The sequence below is a fragment of the Bartonella sp. JB63 genome (assembly GCF_002022665.1).
Taxonomy (GTDB): Bacteria; Pseudomonadota; Alphaproteobacteria; order Rhizobiales; family Rhizobiaceae; genus Bartonella.
In genome coordinates, this window is sequence record NZ_CP019788.1 from 1,342,541 (window position 1) to 1,358,942 (window position 16,402).

The 16,402-nt window shown below is 33.2% G+C and carries 16 protein-coding genes; 9 read left to right on the forward strand and 7 right to left on the reverse strand.

Annotation, left to right across the window (positions count from 1 at the left end; genetic code table 11):
* Positions 1–27 precede the first annotated feature (27 nt).
* Positions 28–564, reverse strand: a complete 537-nt coding sequence (locus BJB63x_RS05895; RefSeq protein ID WP_078719391.1) for an AprI/Inh family metalloprotease inhibitor — start codon at positions 562–564, stop codon at positions 28–30.
* Positions 565–832: 268 nt separating this feature from the next.
* On the opposite strand from BJB63x_RS05895, the gene dapF reads away from it, so the two are divergent.
* The 5 genes from dapF (at position 833) to gloB (ending at position 5,699) form a co-directional block, all read left to right on the forward strand.
* Positions 833–1,684, forward strand: coding sequence for a diaminopimelate epimerase (gene dapF, locus BJB63x_RS05900; protein WP_078719392.1), 852 nt, complete (start codon positions 833–835; stop codon positions 1,682–1,684).
* Positions 1,684–2,967, forward strand: coding sequence for a tRNA (N(6)-L-threonylcarbamoyladenosine(37)-C(2))-methylthiotransferase MtaB (gene mtaB / locus BJB63x_RS05905; RefSeq protein WP_078719393.1), 1,284 nt, complete (start codon positions 1,684–1,686; stop codon positions 2,965–2,967). Before dapF ends, mtaB begins: the two co-directional genes overlap by 1 nt.
* Before the next feature lie 14 nt (positions 2,968–2,981).
* Complete coding sequence (ftsY, locus tag BJB63x_RS05910; RefSeq protein WP_078719394.1) at positions 2,982–4,193, forward strand: signal recognition particle-docking protein FtsY; 1,212 nt, start codon at positions 2,982–2,984, stop codon at positions 4,191–4,193.
* Complete coding sequence (locus BJB63x_RS05915) at positions 4,190–4,864, forward strand: septation protein A (RefSeq protein ID WP_078719395.1); 675 nt, start codon at positions 4,190–4,192, stop codon at positions 4,862–4,864. Before ftsY ends, BJB63x_RS05915 begins: the two co-directional genes overlap by 4 nt.
* 73 nt (positions 4,865–4,937) lie before the next feature.
* Positions 4,938–5,699, forward strand: coding sequence for a hydroxyacylglutathione hydrolase (gene gloB, locus BJB63x_RS05920; RefSeq protein ID WP_078719396.1), 762 nt, complete (start codon positions 4,938–4,940; stop codon positions 5,697–5,699).
* Positions 5,700–5,782: 83 nt separating this feature from the next.
* Here gloB and BJB63x_RS05925 read toward each other — a convergent pair whose 3' ends face one another.
* From BJB63x_RS05925 to rho, 6 genes are all read right to left on the reverse strand, one after another.
* Complete coding sequence (locus tag BJB63x_RS05925) at positions 5,783–6,691, reverse strand: ParB/RepB/Spo0J family partition protein (protein ID WP_078719397.1); 909 nt, start codon at positions 6,689–6,691, stop codon at positions 5,783–5,785.
* Between the two features lie 48 nt (positions 6,692–6,739).
* Positions 6,740–7,537: a ParA family protein gene (locus tag BJB63x_RS05930; RefSeq protein ID WP_078719398.1), complete on the reverse strand. Its 798-nt coding sequence runs from the start codon at positions 7,535–7,537 to the stop codon at positions 6,740–6,742.
* Positions 7,534–8,193, reverse strand: a complete 660-nt coding sequence (gene rsmG / locus BJB63x_RS05935) for a 16S rRNA (guanine(527)-N(7))-methyltransferase RsmG (protein ID WP_078719399.1) — start codon at positions 8,191–8,193, stop codon at positions 7,534–7,536. The genes BJB63x_RS05930 and rsmG overlap by 4 nt, the downstream gene beginning before the upstream one ends.
* A complete protein-coding gene (gene mnmG / locus BJB63x_RS05940) occupies positions 8,193–10,061 on the reverse strand; it encodes a tRNA uridine-5-carboxymethylaminomethyl(34) synthesis enzyme MnmG (RefSeq protein ID WP_078719400.1) in 1,869 nt (622 codons plus the stop codon). Before mnmG ends, rsmG begins: the two co-directional genes overlap by 1 nt.
* Positions 10,062–10,181: 120 nt before the next feature.
* Positions 10,182–11,489 carry a tRNA uridine-5-carboxymethylaminomethyl(34) synthesis GTPase MnmE gene (mnmE, locus tag BJB63x_RS05945; RefSeq protein ID WP_078719401.1) on the reverse strand — a complete coding sequence of 436 codons (1,308 nt, stop codon included), beginning with the start codon at positions 11,487–11,489 and terminating at the stop codon, positions 10,182–10,184.
* A 28-nt stretch (positions 11,490–11,517) separates the two neighbouring features.
* On the reverse strand, positions 11,518–12,783 hold the full coding sequence (rho, locus tag BJB63x_RS05950) for a transcription termination factor Rho (protein ID WP_078719402.1): 1,266 nt from the start codon (positions 12,781–12,783) through the stop codon (positions 11,518–11,520).
* A 626-nt stretch (positions 12,784–13,409) separates the two neighbouring features.
* Between rho and BJB63x_RS05955 the strand changes: the two genes are divergently transcribed.
* The 4 genes from BJB63x_RS05955 to dnaQ all read left to right on the forward strand — a co-directional run bounded on the left by BJB63x_RS05955 (position 13,410) and on the right by dnaQ (position 16,368).
* A complete protein-coding gene (locus BJB63x_RS05955; protein ID WP_078719403.1) occupies positions 13,410–14,273 on the forward strand; it encodes a pyruvate, water dikinase regulatory protein in 864 nt (287 codons plus the stop codon).
* Positions 14,239–14,835: a Maf family nucleotide pyrophosphatase gene (locus tag BJB63x_RS05960; RefSeq protein WP_078719674.1), complete on the forward strand. Its 597-nt coding sequence runs from the start codon at positions 14,239–14,241 to the stop codon at positions 14,833–14,835. The genes BJB63x_RS05955 and BJB63x_RS05960 overlap by 35 nt, the downstream gene beginning before the upstream one ends.
* Positions 14,836–15,047: 212 nt before the next feature.
* Complete coding sequence (gene coaE, locus BJB63x_RS05965) at positions 15,048–15,641, forward strand: dephospho-CoA kinase (RefSeq protein ID WP_078719404.1); 594 nt, start codon at positions 15,048–15,050, stop codon at positions 15,639–15,641.
* 19 nt (positions 15,642–15,660) lie between these two features.
* Complete coding sequence (gene dnaQ, locus BJB63x_RS05970) at positions 15,661–16,368, forward strand: DNA polymerase III subunit epsilon (protein ID WP_078719582.1); 708 nt, start codon at positions 15,661–15,663, stop codon at positions 16,366–16,368.
* Positions 16,369–16,402 lie beyond the last annotated feature (34 nt).

Consider the following 16,402-nt stretch of genomic DNA (forward strand, 5'->3'; position numbering starts at 1 on the left):
TATATATTTCCCGTTTCAATAAGTAGTTTAGAATGAGCGATCTAAAATAATTTGTTGATTATCCAGCGTACGCCCTTCCAAATAATCTCTTCCGAAAGAATAAAGAACCGCAACAACACTTCCAGATTTATCATAAAAATATAATTTTTTCTCCTTAACAGCCCATGAATTAACTTTAGCAAATATTCTTGGACAATTTAAAGGGCTAGCACGATACCCTGAACCAAATTTTGTTCGTGGAGTTGCTATTCGGCAAGATTTACCGCCAATAGAGATGTTCCATACACCAGCAATACTCGTGGATAATAAATCAATCGCATCGTTTGGTGTTTCAAAGTTAGTTAACTGCACATCATTTTGAGTGTATTCCTTTTCATAATCTGAGGAACTTAACATCTCAGACTTTAATGTATCAGATGCTTTAGGTTCTAACACTTGCTGAACAGGATAAAAAACTTCCGCTATGTTGTTTCCATCACTTTTACCAAACCTTGAGGTTGAACAACCACTTAAGATAGCTATAATTGATAATGCAACGGAAAATGAAATTTTTGAAAATATCATATCTTCACTCTTTCTTATGAAAATAAAAAGCTTACTCAAAAAACTTAAGTGGGCATATTTTATGTAAATACACCATTTTACAAAGATAAATTAATAAAATAAGAAAAACATAACAAAAAAACATGCGATCATGATGAAAATTGTTCATTTTGAATAATAATATTCACTACCGCTTATTTTATTTATATCAATACTGGTAATTTAGAAAATTTTCAGCCATTATATTTCTTTACCAAACTTACCTTTGCACAAAAAATAAAGAAATCTTATGAAAACCCCATTTAGCAAAATGAACGGTCTTGGAAACAAAATTATTGTTGCTGATATGCGTGAAAGCAAACATAATATTACACTGCAAGCAATTCTTGCTTTAGCTAAAAAGCCAAAAACGTATTTTGATCAAATTATGACGATTCATCCGTCAACCAAAAATGGAACTGACTTTCGTATTGAAATCTGGAATGCTGATGGTTCAAAAGCAAAAGCTTGTGGTAATGGTACACGTTGCGTTATTGAATGGCTGACGAATCATAATCTTGGTGAAAGTTTTCAATTAGAAACACCTTCTGGTATTGTTGAAGGTAAACGTCAAGCCAATGGTCTGATCTCTGTTAACATGGGGTGCCCAAATTTTGACGCAAAAAACATGCCTCTTGCCTATGAAATACCTGATACCAGTCACGTAGAAATAACTGCCGGACCTTTAAAAGATGCTTTTCTTGTTTCTATTGGAAATCTTCATGCTATTTTTTTCGTTGAATACAATATCCAGCATATTCCTCTAGAAAAATACGGCCCTAAACTCGAACATGATCCGCTTTTTTCAGAACGGTGTAATATTTCCATTGCTTTTGTAACATCAAGGAACAGCTTAATTTTAAGAACATGGGAGCGTGGAGTAGGATTAACAAAAGCATGTGGTAGTGCTGCTTGCGCTAGTGCAGTAGCTGCCTATCGACGTGGATTAACAGAACGCTGTATTAATGTTAATTTACCGGGAGGAAATCTTTCCATTCTTTATCGAGAAGATGATTATATCATAATGACAGGCCCAGTAGAATATGAATTTAGTGGTCTTTTAAGCCCTTTAACGGGGGACTACAAAAAGGATTCTTTTTAATGACAATAGAAATTGTGACCTTTGGTTGTCGACTCAATAGTTATGAATCGGAAATCATACGTAAAGAAAGTACTGCTGCTGGTCTTGATGAAATTAAAGACAGTGCGATTATTTTTAATACCTGTGCAGTCACTGCTGAAGCTGTAAGACAAGCTAAACAAGCAATTCGAAAAGCTAAACGAGAAAATCCTAATGCGCGCATTATTGTTACCGGATGTGCAGCACAAATAGAAGGAAAAAGTTTTTCTCTTATGAAAGAAGTCGATCTGATCTTAGGCAATGAGGAAAAACTTCATGCTCATTCCTATCGTCAACTTCCTGACTTCGGCATTAATCATGATGAAAAACTCCGCGTTAATAATATTATGGAAGTCCATAAAATTGCTCCGCATATGATTAATGCATTAGAAGGACGCACACGTGCTTTCGTCCAAGTGCAAAATGGATGCGATCATCGTTGTACATTTTGCATCATCCCTTATAGCCGTGGACCATCACGCTCAGTCCCCATGGGCATCATTATTGAACAAATTAAACAGCTTGTAGGTAATGGTATTCAAGAAATCGTTTTAACAGGTGTAGACCTCACAAGCTATGGCCTTGATTTACCTGGAAAAATCACTTTAGGAAAATTAATTTCAACCGTTTTACACCATATTCCTGATTTGCCACGATTGCGTCTTTCATCCATTGATTCTATTGAAGCAGATCAAGAATTAATTAATCTTTTAGCATATGAAAAAAGAATAATGCCACATTTGCATTTATCCTTACAAGCCGGTGATAATATGATTTTAAAAAGGATGAAACGACGGCATTTGCGTGAAAATGCAATTCAATTTTGTCAAAACTTACGCGCTAAGCGTCCTACAATGGTTTATGGTGCCGACTTGATTGCTGGTTTTCCGACTGAAACAGAAGAAATGTTTCAAAATAGTTTGACTTTAATTAATGAATGTGGCTTGACACATCTCCATGTATTCCCCTTCAGCCCAAGGGAGGGAACACCTGCTGCGCGTATGCCACAAATTAACCGTGAAATAATCAAAATTCGTGCAGAAAAATTACGTAAAGAGGGCGAAAAAGCTTACCAAAAACATCTTTTTCATCTAAAAAATAGCCAACAAACAATTCTTGTTGAAAGAGACGATATTGGAAGGACCGAAGATTATACGCTTACACAAATTAAAGGTGCTAAAGCTGGAACAATTATTAAAGCTTTCATTATTGATCACGACGGAAATAAATTAATTGCCACACTTCCTGAATCAAATGCAGCCTAAGTGAGAAAATCCTCATGAAAAAGTCTTTTATCAAAAAAATACTCTCTTTTAATACATCTAAAGAAAAAACAATTAAAAAAAAGCAAAAACTCAATGAGGAAAAACAAAATGAAGATAAAAGTGAAAATACAAAAACCAAATATTATTCTAAAGACGTAAAAAGGGAAGAACGAGAACAAAAGAAAATACAAGAGACAACATTCATCGAATCTCCTGAAGAATCCTCTCGTAAAGTGATCGTTGCTGATACGATTATAGAAAAAAAAATTAAAGAGCCTTTATCTACCTCAACTGTTGAACAAAAAAACGCGGCATGGTTTGAACGTCTTAAACAAGGATTATCTCTTTCTTCACAACAATTAAGTGATTCAATTAGTACGCTTTTTATCAAAAAAAAACTCGATGAAAACACACTACAAGAATTAGAAGATATTCTCATTCAAGCAGATCTTGGTATAGAAACAACAACATGTATTATTGATATATTAGCTACTGGTCGTTATGAAAAAAATTTATCTCCAAAAGACATTTATACTATTGTGACTAATGAAATCAAAAAAGTGCTCGAACCAGTTGCTTTTCCATTGGAAATCGACCTTAATCATAAACCTCATGTTATTTTATTAGTTGGTGTAAATGGAACTGGAAAAACCACAACTATTGGAAAATTAGCTGCTAAACTAACTGCAGGAGGTCTAAAAGTTATGCTTGTCGCTGGAGATACGTTTCGCGCTGCAGCTATTGAGCAATTACATATTTGGGGTGAACGTACAAAAGCTCCTGTTATTTCAACCAAGCTTGGTGCAGATGCTGCAAGCTTAGCTTTTGATGCTTATGAAAAAGCTAAAAAAGAAGGCTGTGATGTTTTACTTATTGACACAGCAGGACGTTTGCAAAATAAAATTGAATTAATGGATGAATTAGCAAAAATTATTCGTGTCTTGGGTAAACATAATCCTCAAGCACCTCATACGATTCTTCAAACACTTGACGCAACCACAGGACAAAATGCACTCAACCAAGTGAATATTTTTCGTGATATTGCTGGTGTAAATGGCTTAGTTATGACAAAACTTGATGGTACTGCGCGAGGGGGAATTCTTGTTGCCATTGCATCTAAACATAAACTGCCTGTTCATTTTATTAGTATAGGAGAAAATGTTGAGGATCTCGAGCCTTTTTCTGCATCTGATTTTGCCGAAGCTATTATAGGAAAACACACATGAAATTTTCTCTTTTTGAACATAATTCATATAATGACCCTGATTTGAAAAAAAACGATAACAATCAAAAAACACTTTCTTTGCCACTTCTTAAATTTCTTTTAGAGATGGGACCATTAATTGTTTTTTTCCTTGCTAATTATAAAGGTGAATGGTTGATAAATAATATCGAATTTTTTAAAGGCTTTGATAAACCTATCTTTCCTGCAACAGCTCTTTTTATGATAGCAATCATTATTGCCTTAAGCTTATCATGGTTTCTTGCTCGTGTAATTCCTATAATTCCACTTATTTCAGGAATATTCATCCTTGTTTTTGGTTTTTTAACTCTTTGGCTTCACAATGATACTTTTATTAAAATGAAGCCTACTATCATTAATGGCCTATTTTCTTTTATTTTATTTAGTGGGTTATTTTTAAAAAAACCACTTTTGCGTTATGTTTTTGATTCCGGTTTGAAAATTGACGAATGTGGATGGAATAAACTTACTTATCGTTGGGCATATTTTTTTGCTTTTCTTGCTATTTTAAATGAAATCATTTGGCGTAATTTTAACGACAATTTTTGGACTAATTTTAAAGTATTTGGTGTTATGCCTATAACATTTCTATTTATGCTGACACAAATGCCCCTTATCATCAAACATTCAAAAAATTTAACAAAAAAAGATTAATAATCCTGCTTCACATTGCGAATTTATCACCACGAATTGCTTCTAAATTTAACATACACTGTTGAGAAGAGAAATGTTAATTGAACAATTTATCTGTCGAAAAGATAATTTTGGTATTATCATTCATGATGAAAAAAGCGGTTATACGGCTGCTATTGATGCCCCTGAAGGCAAAGCAATTCAAAACATTCTAAATCGGCGAAACTGGACACTTCAATTTATTTTTGTCACACATCATCATCATGATCATGTAGAAGCACTTGCAGAATTAAAACAAGTCTATAATGCTGTGATTATTGGACCAGAAGCAGAAAGAAAAAAAATTGCTCCTCTTGATCATACATTTCAATCTAATGAAAATTTTTGTTTTGGTACATATACTCTTACTGCCTTTTCAACACCTGGCCATACATTAGGAGCATTATCTTATTATTTTCCTCAAGCTAATTTATTATTTACTGGAGATACGCTTTTTTCACTCGGTTGTGGACGTCTTTTTGAAGGGACACATTTACAAATGTTAACCTCTTTAAAAAAACTCCGTCAACTTCCTGATGAAACAATCTTTTATTGCGGACATGAATATACTAAAAAAAACGCTCTTTTTTCATTGACTATTGACCCACAAAATAGAAAACTTCATAAAAGAGTAGAAGAGGTTTTTTTGTTACACGCGCAAAATGCTATGACCTTACCAACGACTTTAGGACAAGAAAAAGCCATAAATCCATTTCTTCGTTGGGACGATACTATTTTAAGAAAAAATCTCGCAATGGAAAACGCGACAGATGAAGAAGTCTTTGCTGAAATCCGTAAAAGAAGAGATTATTTTTAACTTTATTTATAGATAACACCCTCTTTTAAAATAGAAAAATTTGAAACTTAGTTTTAAATATACAATTGAATTTATTTTTTAGATCAGCTTTGCAAACGTCGACAAATATCATCTAACTGCTCTAATGAGGAATAATGGATCTTCAAATTACCACCTTTCTTACCATGTCGAATGATAACTTTCATTCCGATCACATCAGTAAGTAATTTCTCTAAGGATTGTGTTTCTATATCTTTTTTGATTGGAATTTGTTTTCTAATCTTAGAAATTCCATATTTATGTGCGAGTATTTCTGTCTGGCGTACAGAGAGTCCTTCACGAATAATCTTTTCAGCTAATTCTTGTGGATTTTCAACAGTAACAAGGCAACGTGCATGACCGGCTGAAATCTGACCATCTGTTAAAAGTTGTTGCACTTTTTGTGGTAATTTTAACAAGCGAAGAGTATTCGTTACGTGACTACGACTTTTTCCAATAATTTCTGCTAAATCTGCTTGAGTATATCCATGTTCATTTAACAAAAGCTCATATCCTATTCCTTCTTCAATAGGATTAAGATCAGTTCGTTGAACATTTTCAATAATTGCTAATTCCAAAGCAGTTTTATCGTCTACATCGCGAATAATAACGGGCAATTCACTTAAATTAGCTCGTTGTGCAGCCCGCCATCTTCTTTCACCAGCAATTAGTTGAAATTGGTTAGGATGAATATGAGAAGGTCTAACGATTATGGGTTGAACAATACCATGTTGACGAATTGATTGCACTAAATCATCAAGTTCCGGATCAGTAAACTGGCGTCTTGGATTATTTGGATTACGAGAAATAAATTCAATAGGAACAAATCTTTCAGAGCCTATAGAAGCAACACTAGGCTTCGACGTGAATTTATCAAAACTTGCTGAATATGCAGGATTGCCATTTAAGTTGATATCCCCAATCAATGCTGCTAACCCGCGTCCTAGTCTTTTTTTTGATTGATCATTATTCATAATTTTTCTCTTTAAAATTTTTAAAATTATTTTTCTTACACTTTCTAACTAAGCTGCAGCTTGTGCTTGCTTTTCACGTTGAATAACTTCCGACGCCAACCGAAGATAAGCTTGGCTACCAGCGCATTTGAGATCATAAAGCAGTACTGGTTTGCCAAAAGAAGGAGCTTCAGACACACGTACATTACGTGGAATAACAGTACGATAAACTTTTTCTCCCATAAAAGAGCGAACATCTTCAACAACTTGATTTGAAAGATTATTCCGTCCATCATACATTGTTAAAACAATACCCTGAATTTCTAAAGATGTGTTTAAAATAGACCGTACTTTTTTCACAGTTTCAAGTAATTGGCTTAAACCTTCAAGAGCTAAAAATTCACATTGCATTGGAACTAAAACAGAATTTGCTGCTCCCATAGCATTTAACGTCAAAAGGTTAAGAGAAGGGGGACAATCAATCAAAATGTAATTAAATTTTTTGGCTATTTTTGAATCATGACAAAGAGCCTTACGTAATCGTTGAATACGATCTTGTGAAGAAGCAATTTCCATTTCAATGCCTAATAAATCAAGTGTAGACGGAACAATATGCAGATTAGGGACAGCAGTTTTCAAAGCAGCTTCTGCAACTGAGATTCCAGAAACCAAAACATCATAAGATGATAAAGGACGACTATTACGGTCAATTCCCAATCCTGTACTTGCATTTCCTTGTGGATCAATATCCATAATAAGAATATTTTCACCAATAGCAGCTAAAGCTGTTGCAAGGTTAATCGTCGTCGTTGTTTTACCTACCCCACCTTTTTGGTTTGCAATAGCTATAATTCGTGTTTCGCTCATTTTGTTTTACCCTTTTTACATGATTGAACACGAGAAATTTCTAAAATAACAGAATTTTCATCAATTTTACTTTCATGTTTTAGCAGATCAAAGTGCCAATTGGCAGTAGCATTTTTTATTTCTTTAATGTAATCCCGACCTTTTTGCAAAAGAGCAATTGTTTTTTGTGTTGACCAAGGTGACATAAGCTCTAAAAGAATGTCTAATGAAGCTAAACCTCTTGCTGTCAGAACATCCGGAGCTTTTATTTTTTGATATACATCTTCGATTCTACAATGATGGACTGTTGCTGGAAGTTTAAGTTGTGCAATAACATTTCGTAAGAAAGCTGCTTTTTTTCCATTACTTTCGACTAAATCAATATGTCCGCCTTTTTTTTCTCTAAGAAAAATAGCAATAACAATCGCGGGAAAACCTCCTCCTGATCCAAAATCACACCAGTTTAGAGATTGACTTTTTAAAGGATAAATTTGTGCAGAATCTAAAATATGACGTGTCCATAAAACTGGTATTGTTGCAGCAGATACTAGATTAATATGTGTATTCCATTGAATCACTAGAGATTCAAATTGTATTAAATGTTTCATCGTTTCACGTGAAACAGAAGGTATTATTTCTAAAATATACTGATATTTTTGTTCTACAGAAATAACCATCAAGCTAATTTTGCTTTTTTACGTTGTTGACGTTGAATATATGTAAGGATTAGCGATAACGCTGCCGGTGTCATACCATCAATTTTCTTTGCATCAGCAATTGACCGCGGTGATATTTGTTGAATTTTTGTTTTTAATTCATTCGAAAGGCCTGAAATTTCTTGAAAATTAAGAGAAGAAGGAATTTCTAAACATTCATCTCTCTGAAGAGTTATAATATCTCGTGCTTGTCTTTCTAAATAGACTGCATACTGCGCTTCAATTTCTAAAGCTTCAACTGTTTTGGAATCAATTGAATGTAATTGTGGCCAAAAATGTGCAAGACGTGCTACATTCATATGAGGACGTGCTAAAAGATCATAAGCAGAACGCCTAATTCCATCATTATTAATTTGCAATCCATGAATAAATGCTTCGTTAGGGGTTAAAAAAAGCTTTTGACACATTAAACGTGCTTGATCAAGACGCTGTTGTTTCTCTTGATAAAAATTCCAACGAGTCTGGCTAATAATTCCCCATTGTTGAGCTAAAGGTGTTAAGCGAGCATCAGCATTATCAGCTCGAAGTGATAAACGAAATTCAGCGCGAGATGTAAACATTCGATAAGGTTCATGAACACCCCGTGAAATTAAATCATCTATCATAACACCAATATAAGCTATAGAACGACTTAAAATAATTTCTTCTAATCCACCGACCTGACGTGCAGCATTTAACCCAGCTAAAAGACCTTGAGCTGCAGCCTCTTCATATCCTGTTGTCCCATTGATTTGTCCTGCAAAAAATAAACCTGGTAAAGATCGTAATTCTAGATTTTTTGAAAGTTGCCTAGGATCAACAAAGTCATATTCAATTGCATAGCCAGGTTGTAAAATTTCGACATTTTCTAATCCTTCAATCGTTCTCAAAAAAGAGATTTGTATATCTTCAGGAAGAGATGTAGAAATACCATTTGGATAAATTGTATCATTATCTAATCCCTCAGGTTCTAGAAAAACTTGATGACCATCACGATCACCAAATTTAATAATTTTATCTTCAATTGAAGGACAATATCGTGGTCCTAATCCTTCAATAGCTCCAGAATATAAAGCTGATTTATGAATATTTTCACGAATAATTTGATGAGTTCTTTCGTTTGTTCGTGTTATTGCACATTCAATTTGAGGTTGCTCAATTTTTTCTGTTAAAAAAGAAAATGGAACAGGTTCTTTATCTGCCTGTTGTTTGAGAAGTTTATTCCAAGAAATCGTTTTTTTTCTAAGGCGAGCAGGTGTTCCTGTTTTTAATCGTCCAAGATTTACACCATAATTTTTTAAGCGTTCAGCAAGTTGTATGCTTGATTGTTCACCCATGCGACCAGCAGACCATGTTTTATTGCCAATATGAATAAGTCCACGCAAAAACGTACCTGTAGTTAGAACAACAGCACTAGAATAAATATTTCCTTGTTTTTTTAAAAATACACCTGAGACACGACCATTTTTAACAATTAGATCAATAACCTCATCTTCAATAAGAACTAAGTTATCTTGCTTCTGTAAAAGTTGTTGAATTTTATTTTTATACAATTGTCTATCAGCTTGTGTACGTGGACCTCTTACTGCTGGTCCCTTTCGTCTATTAAGAAGTCTAAACTGAATTCCAGCAGCATCTGCTGCTTGTCCCATTAAACCATCTAAAGCATCTATTTCACGAACCAAATGCCCTTTTCCAAGTCCACCAATAGCCGGATTACATGACATAGTTCCAAGTGTTGATATTTGATATGTAACAAGTGCTGTTCGTGCTCCAACACGTGCCGAAGCTGAAGCTGCTTCACAACCAGCGTGTCCACCTCCTATAACAATGACATCATATGATTGCATTTAATTCATTCCACAAAGAATTAATTTTAAAATTAACATGAAACAGAATATAAAATACATGATCTTATAGATCTGTCTATCAAATAATTATAGACAAATTGAAATGTTTCACGTGAATCATTATTTACCAACACAAAATTGTGAAAAAATAATATCAAGTAAATCTTCAACATCAATATCACCTGTAATTCGTCCAAGTGAATGACTCGCTCGACGGAGATGTTCGGCACGTAAACTTAAATCAAGGGAGTTAGAATTTACTGATAAATTAATTTCTTCTGCAGTTTCCTTCAATAATTGAAGTTGCCTTTTTCTTGCTGGGACAGCATTTCCAATTTCGGTAAAACGGCGTGAACAGAATAATTCAATCTCTTTTATAAAATATTCAAAATTTAAACCACTTAATGTAGAAAATTGTATTGGCCAAAGTGTTTTATCCCCTTTACAAAGATCCAGTTTATTACCTACATGCCAAATTTCAGCTGAAGTTTTTGGTAAATTAACCTCCTGAGGATTATTCATATCATAAACAATAATAACTAAGTCAGCTTCCATAACATGTTGTTTTGCAGTTTCTATTCCCAGTAGTTCAATCTTATTTTCTGTTTCTCTTAAACCAGCAGTATCTGTAAAAAAAACAAGTAAACCACCAAATACTAACCTAACTTCTAAAGCATCACGTGTTGTTCCTTCTTCTTCTGATACAATAGCAACAGATCTTCCGGAAAGACGATTAATAATACTTGATTTTCCAGAATTTGGAGCACCTGCTATAACAATTCTAATTCCATCACGTAAAATACTTGCACGCTCCCCTGCAGAAATATGCTCGCATAGTGAATGATAAAGTTTCTCTATGTCTTGCCAAATTTTATCAGATACTGAATCAGGAACATCATTTTCATCAGAGAAATCTAGTTCTGCTTCTATTAAAGCACGTGCTGTCATAAGTCTGCGGCGCCAATCACGATAAAGTTTTGTTAAAGTACCACTCGTCCCCATAATCGCTAAACGCCGCTGACTTTCCGTTTCTGCTTGAATTAAATCAGCAAGGCTTTCTGCTTGAATTAAATCTAATTTACCTTCAATAAATGCTCGACGCGAAAACTCTCCCGCCTCTGCAAGGCGACATTCTTCAAATGTGATCAACTCATCAAGAAAGCGATTAACAACAGCCTTACTTCCATGTAAGTGAAATTCTGCACAGTCCTCTCCTGTAAAACTATGAGGTGCAGGAAAAAAAACAGTTAGAGCAGAATCTAAAAAGCTTCCATCACGAGCAATAAGATCCCCGTAATGCATCAATCGCGCTTTAGGTAAACAACCACAAAGTGTCTTTACAATATTCTTAACACGAGGACCAGAAAGTCGAACAATTGCAACCCCTGAAGGCAACAATCCACTTGAAACAGCAAAGATTGTATCCACAGGATTAATCCTAATTAAAAATAAAAATCTACGTATTCATTGAATCAAAAAATTCACTATTATTTTTTGTTTGTTTTAATTTATCAATTAAAAATTCTATCGCATCTGTTACACTCATAGGTGCTAATATACGACGAAGAACAAAAATCTTATGTAAATCCTGACGAGCTACTAAAAGATCTTCTTTACGTGTTCCTGATTTCAAAATATCCATAGCTGGGAAAGTACGCTTATCAGCAACTTTACGATCAAGAACGATTTCTGAATTACCAGTTCCTTTAAACTCTTCAAAAATAACCTCATCCATACGGCTTCCTGTATCAATTAAAGCTGTTGCTATAATAGTTAGAGATCCTCCTTCTTCAATATTACGAGCTGCACCAAAAAAGCGTTTAGGACGTTGTAAAGCATTTGCATCAACACCACCCGTTAAAACTTTTCCTGATGAAGGAACAACAGTATTATATGCACGTCCAAGACGTGTAATTGAATCAAGAAGAATAACTACATCACGTCCATATTCAACTAATCTTTTAGCTTTTTCAATAACCATTTCAGCTACTTGTACGTGACGTATTGCTGGTTCATCAAAGGTAGAAGAAACAACTTCTCCTTTCACAGAACGTTGCATATCAGTAACTTCTTCTGGACGCTCATCTATTAATAAAACAATAAGATAACATTCAGGGTGATTCGTCGTAATAGAATGAGCAATATTTTGTAATAGAACTGTTTTTCCTGTTCGTGGAGGTGCAACAATCAATCCTCTTTGACCTTTTCCTAGTGGAGATATCAAATCGATTACCCGTGACGACATATCCTTATCTGTAGGATCTTGTACTTCCATTTGGAAACGCTCATTTGAGTAAAGGGGAGTAAGATTATCAAAATGAATTTTGTAACGAATTTTTTCAGGATCTTCAAAGTTAATCGTGTTAACTTTAAGAAGAGCAAAATAACGCTCTCCTTCTTTTGGACCTCGTATAGGACCCTCAACAGTATCTCCTGTTTTTAATGAAAAACTTTGTATTTGTGTTGGTGAAAGATAAATATCATCTGGTCCTGGAAGATAATTAGCATCAGCAGATCGAAGAAATCCGAATCCATCTTGTAATACTTCAACAACACCTTCCCCTATGATTTCTACATTTTGCAAAGTAAGTTTTTTTAAAATAGCAAACATCAACTCTTGTTTACGCATTAACGAAGCATTTTCGACTTCTAATGTTTCAGCAAAAGAGACGAGTTCAACTGGATTCTTACTTTTGAGTTCTTGTAATTTCATTTCTTGCATAAAATATGCTCTTTTGATTAATGGGGAGAATTATTTTTAGAAAATTTTAGGGAAAAGAACATTCCTTTAAATAAAATTATACACTTAACTCTTTTGAACTGCAAGCATTGCTCTTAATAATTTGCTTCTATATGTATCGATTAATCATTAATATTAAAGAAATAATAACAGATTTATCCTCTTTTAAGGATCTCTATGAGATTTTAGAAGTTACTTAATTTCCTTTTTAATAAGAATAAAAGTGAATTTCTATATTTATAGCATTTATCTAAATTCATTTTTACTCTGATAAAACATAAAAGCTCTTATATATCATTTATAAAAGTATTGCTATTTTTTATTTTATTATTTTTCATATATAAAATAATTTAATTTTTAAATTATTTTTTCTTATTTAAACCTGTGTTTAACGTGAATTATTATTTATCCTCAGTTTTATCAACAAAGAACAAAGAAATAATAATAAACTTTTATAGAGTATTATCCTTGTTTTTTTCCATAGACAAAATTTGTTTATTACTCTTTTTGAATTTGTGCATAATAATAATAAATTCCGTCTAAATTTAAATTTCTTTTAAAATTTTAGGAGTTTTATATACATTTATTAACAAGGAGTTAAATTTTCTGTGGTTAAAAAAAAATCCTTCCATTTGCATATGATTTCTGATGCAACGGGAGAAACACTCATTTCTGCTGGAAGAGCTATAGCATCGCAATATAAAATAAGACAGGCAATAGAACATATTTATCCAATGATTCGCAGTAAAATTCAGCTGCAGAGAGTTCTTAATGATATACAGCAAGAACCAGGTATTGTTCTTTACACGATTGTCGATAAAGAAATTAAACAGCTGATTGATGAAGCATGTATAAAAATCTCTGTTCCTTGTGTTGATATATTAGATCCTATTCTAAATGCCTTTCAATCTTATCTTGGAATACCTAAAAATTTACGTGCAAGTGCACAGCATGAACTTAATGCGGATTATTTTCGTCGTATTAAAGCTTTAGATTTCACAATAGAACATGATGATGGACAATCTCCTGATAGTTTAATAGATGCAGACGTAATTCTTATAGGTATTTCAAGGACTTCTAAAACACCAACAAGTATTTATTTAGCAAATCGTGGAATCAAAACTGCTAATGTTCCTCTTGTTAAAGGAATTGATTTACCTCAGACTCTTTTTGAGGCAAGCAACGCTTTAATTGTCGGTTTTATTGCTTCAGCTGAAAGAATTTCACATATTCGTGAAAACAGAGATTTAGGAAATGATTTTGCTATTGAGAGTTATACTGATCGTATTAGAATAGCAGAAGAACTTATTTATACAAAACGTATTTGTGAACGTTTTGGGTGGCCTATTATTGATGTTACAAGGCGTTCTATTGAAGAGACAGCTGCGGCGGTTTTTGAACTTTTATCGCAATTTAGTGAAGGGAAAAAAAGAAAATATGATAGAAAAATTATTAATATTAGCATCTCTTAGTCCCTATCGCGCCCAATTGTTAAAGAGAGCTGGTTTAAAATTTTCTATTGAAGGAGCTTCCTTTGATGAAAGGAAAATAGAAAAAAAAGCAAAGATAAAAACTCCTGAAGAACTCTGTTGCTTTCTTGCAAATATGAAAGCGAAAAATGTTTCCGACCGTTTTCCTAATGCATTAGTTATTGGTTGTGATCAAGTCCTTGATTTTGAAGGTCAAGTTTTTCATAAAGTAAAAAATGATCAAGAAGCACGTCAACGTTTATATATGTTATCAGGAAAAAAGCATTCTCTTCATAGCGCTATTGCTTTAGTTCAAAATGGTGAAAAAATTTGGTCTGAAGTTTTTAGTGCTTATATGACAGTACGTCCTCTTTCGTCAAAGTTCATTGAAAGTTATTTAACACGTATAGGAACAGATATTTTAAGAAGCATAGGAATCTATCAGATTGAGGGAGAAGGAATCCACCTTTTTGAAAAAATTGAAGGCGACTTTTTTACTATTGTTGGTTTACCTTTACTACCTTTATTAACTAAATTACGTCATTTAGGAATTATTGACGGCTAATTTAGTAATAAATTACAAAAAGAAAATGTTCTCTTGTGCTTGTATTGTTGGTTATCCGATTTATCATTCAAAATCACCAAAAATTCATAATTTTTGGTTTGAGATGATTTTATACTAAGCTGTTCCTGTTTTTAAACGGTGGTTTAGAATAAAACCATTAGTAACAAAAGAATTGCGGAAAGCAACCTAGAATATATAGGTGAAAATGAATTATGAAAATTATAGGGTTAACTGGATCAATAGCTATGGGAAAATCAACAACTGCTGATTTTTTCAAACAAGCAGGTGTTCCTGTTTTTAGTGCTGATGAGGTTGTACACCAACTTTATAGAAGTGAACCAATAGTGTCTCTTATAAAAGATGTTTTTCCTGATGTTATTGAAAACGGCCAAGTGAATCGTCTAAAACTTTCTGAAATACTAATCAATGATAGTGAAAAATTAAAGATTTTAGAAGAAATAATTCATCCTTTGGTGAAGAAAAAAGAAAGAGAATTTATTAATATAGCACGTCAACAGAAAAAAAATTTAGTTGTTCTTGATATTCCTCTTCTTTTTGAAACAAAAAGTGAGAATCGTGTGAATAGTGTAGTTGTTGTGTCTTCACCACCAGAAGTGCAAAAGACACGCGCAATGAACCGCCCAAATATGAACGAAGAAAAATTTTCAATTATTAATACTAAACAAGTATCTGATAAACAAAAACGAGAGTACGCTGATTTTATTATTGATACGGGAAAAGATTTGGAAAATACACGTCAACAAGTTTTACAGGTGATAAAAAATTTATTAAAAAATGATTCTTAAAAGAGAAAAAGTTAGAGCAATGCGTGAGATTATTTTTGATACTGAAACAACAGGATTAAATAAAAAAAGTGATCGCATAATTGAAATCGGTTGTATCGAAATGGTCAACCGTTATCTTACAGGACGTCGATTCCATGTTTATTTAAATCCACAAGAAGTTGTTATTCCTGATGAGGTTGTTGCTATTCATGGATTAACGAATGAACGCTTAAAAAATGAAAAAAAATTTGATGATATCGTCGATGAGCTTTTGGATTTTATTGATGGAGCAATGGTAGTTGCTCATAATGCAAATTTTGATATTGGTTTTCTTAATGCAGAATTGGAGCGAGTTAATAAACCTCTTATCAATATTAATAATGTCGTTGATACATTGGCTATGGCAAAACGCAGATTTCCTATGGGACCTAATTCTCTTGATGTCTTATGTAAACGTTTTGGAATCGATAATAGTCATCGTGTATTTCATGGAGCTCTACTTGATGCAGAAATTCTTGCTGATGTGTACATTGAGTTAATTGGTGGAAAACAGGGAATATTTGGTTTTGATAACTGTGAAAGTTTTGATGCTATGAATGTTCAAGATGGCAAGAATGTTTTTCATACAATTAAAATTCGCTCTCAAACTTTACCTCAAAGATTAAGTAAACAGGAAAAAGATATGCATGCTAATTTAATCAAAAGTATAGGTGATAAAGCTTTATGGAATTACTTTAAAATTATTTAAAAATAGAAAACTGTTCCGCCTTTATTGAAAAACT

Bases quoted from the DNA above. Each gene is read 5' to 3' on its own strand.
- BJB63x_RS05895 (WP_078719391.1), bottom strand. From the start codon at position 564: ATGATATTTTCAAAAATTTCATTTTCCGTTGCATTATCAATTATAGCT.
- dapF (WP_078719392.1), top strand. From the start codon at position 833: ATGAAAACCCCATTTAGCAAAATGAACGGTCTTGGAAACAAAATTATT.
- mtaB (WP_078719393.1), top strand. From the start codon at position 1,684: ATGACAATAGAAATTGTGACCTTTGGTTGTCGACTCAATAGTTATGAA.
- mnmG (WP_078719400.1), bottom strand. From the start codon at position 10,061: ATGCAATCATATGATGTCATTGTTATAGGAGGTGGACACGCTGGTTGT.
- BJB63x_RS05930 (WP_078719398.1), bottom strand. From the start codon at position 7,537: ATGAGCGAAACACGAATTATAGCTATTGCAAACCAAAAAGGTGGGGTA.
- BJB63x_RS05960 (WP_078719674.1), top strand. From the start codon at position 14,239: ATGATAGAAAAATTATTAATATTAGCATCTCTTAGTCCCTATCGCGCC.
- gloB (WP_078719396.1), top strand. From the start codon at position 4,938: ATGTTAATTGAACAATTTATCTGTCGAAAAGATAATTTTGGTATTATC.
- dnaQ (WP_078719582.1), top strand. From the start codon at position 15,661: ATGCGTGAGATTATTTTTGATACTGAAACAACAGGATTAAATAAAAAA.
- rho (WP_078719402.1), bottom strand. From the start codon at position 12,783: ATGCAAGAAATGAAATTACAAGAACTCAAAAGTAAGAATCCAGTTGAA.
- BJB63x_RS05915 (WP_078719395.1), top strand. From the start codon at position 4,190: ATGAAATTTTCTCTTTTTGAACATAATTCATATAATGACCCTGATTTG.
- ftsY (WP_078719394.1), top strand. From the start codon at position 2,982: ATGAAAAAGTCTTTTATCAAAAAAATACTCTCTTTTAATACATCTAAA.
- rsmG (WP_078719399.1), bottom strand. From the start codon at position 8,193: ATGGTTATTTCTGTAGAACAAAAATATCAGTATATTTTAGAAATAATA.
- BJB63x_RS05925 (WP_078719397.1), bottom strand. From the start codon at position 6,691: ATGAATAATGATCAATCAAAAAAAAGACTAGGACGCGGGTTAGCAGCA.
- coaE (WP_078719404.1), top strand. From the start codon at position 15,048: ATGAAAATTATAGGGTTAACTGGATCAATAGCTATGGGAAAATCAACA.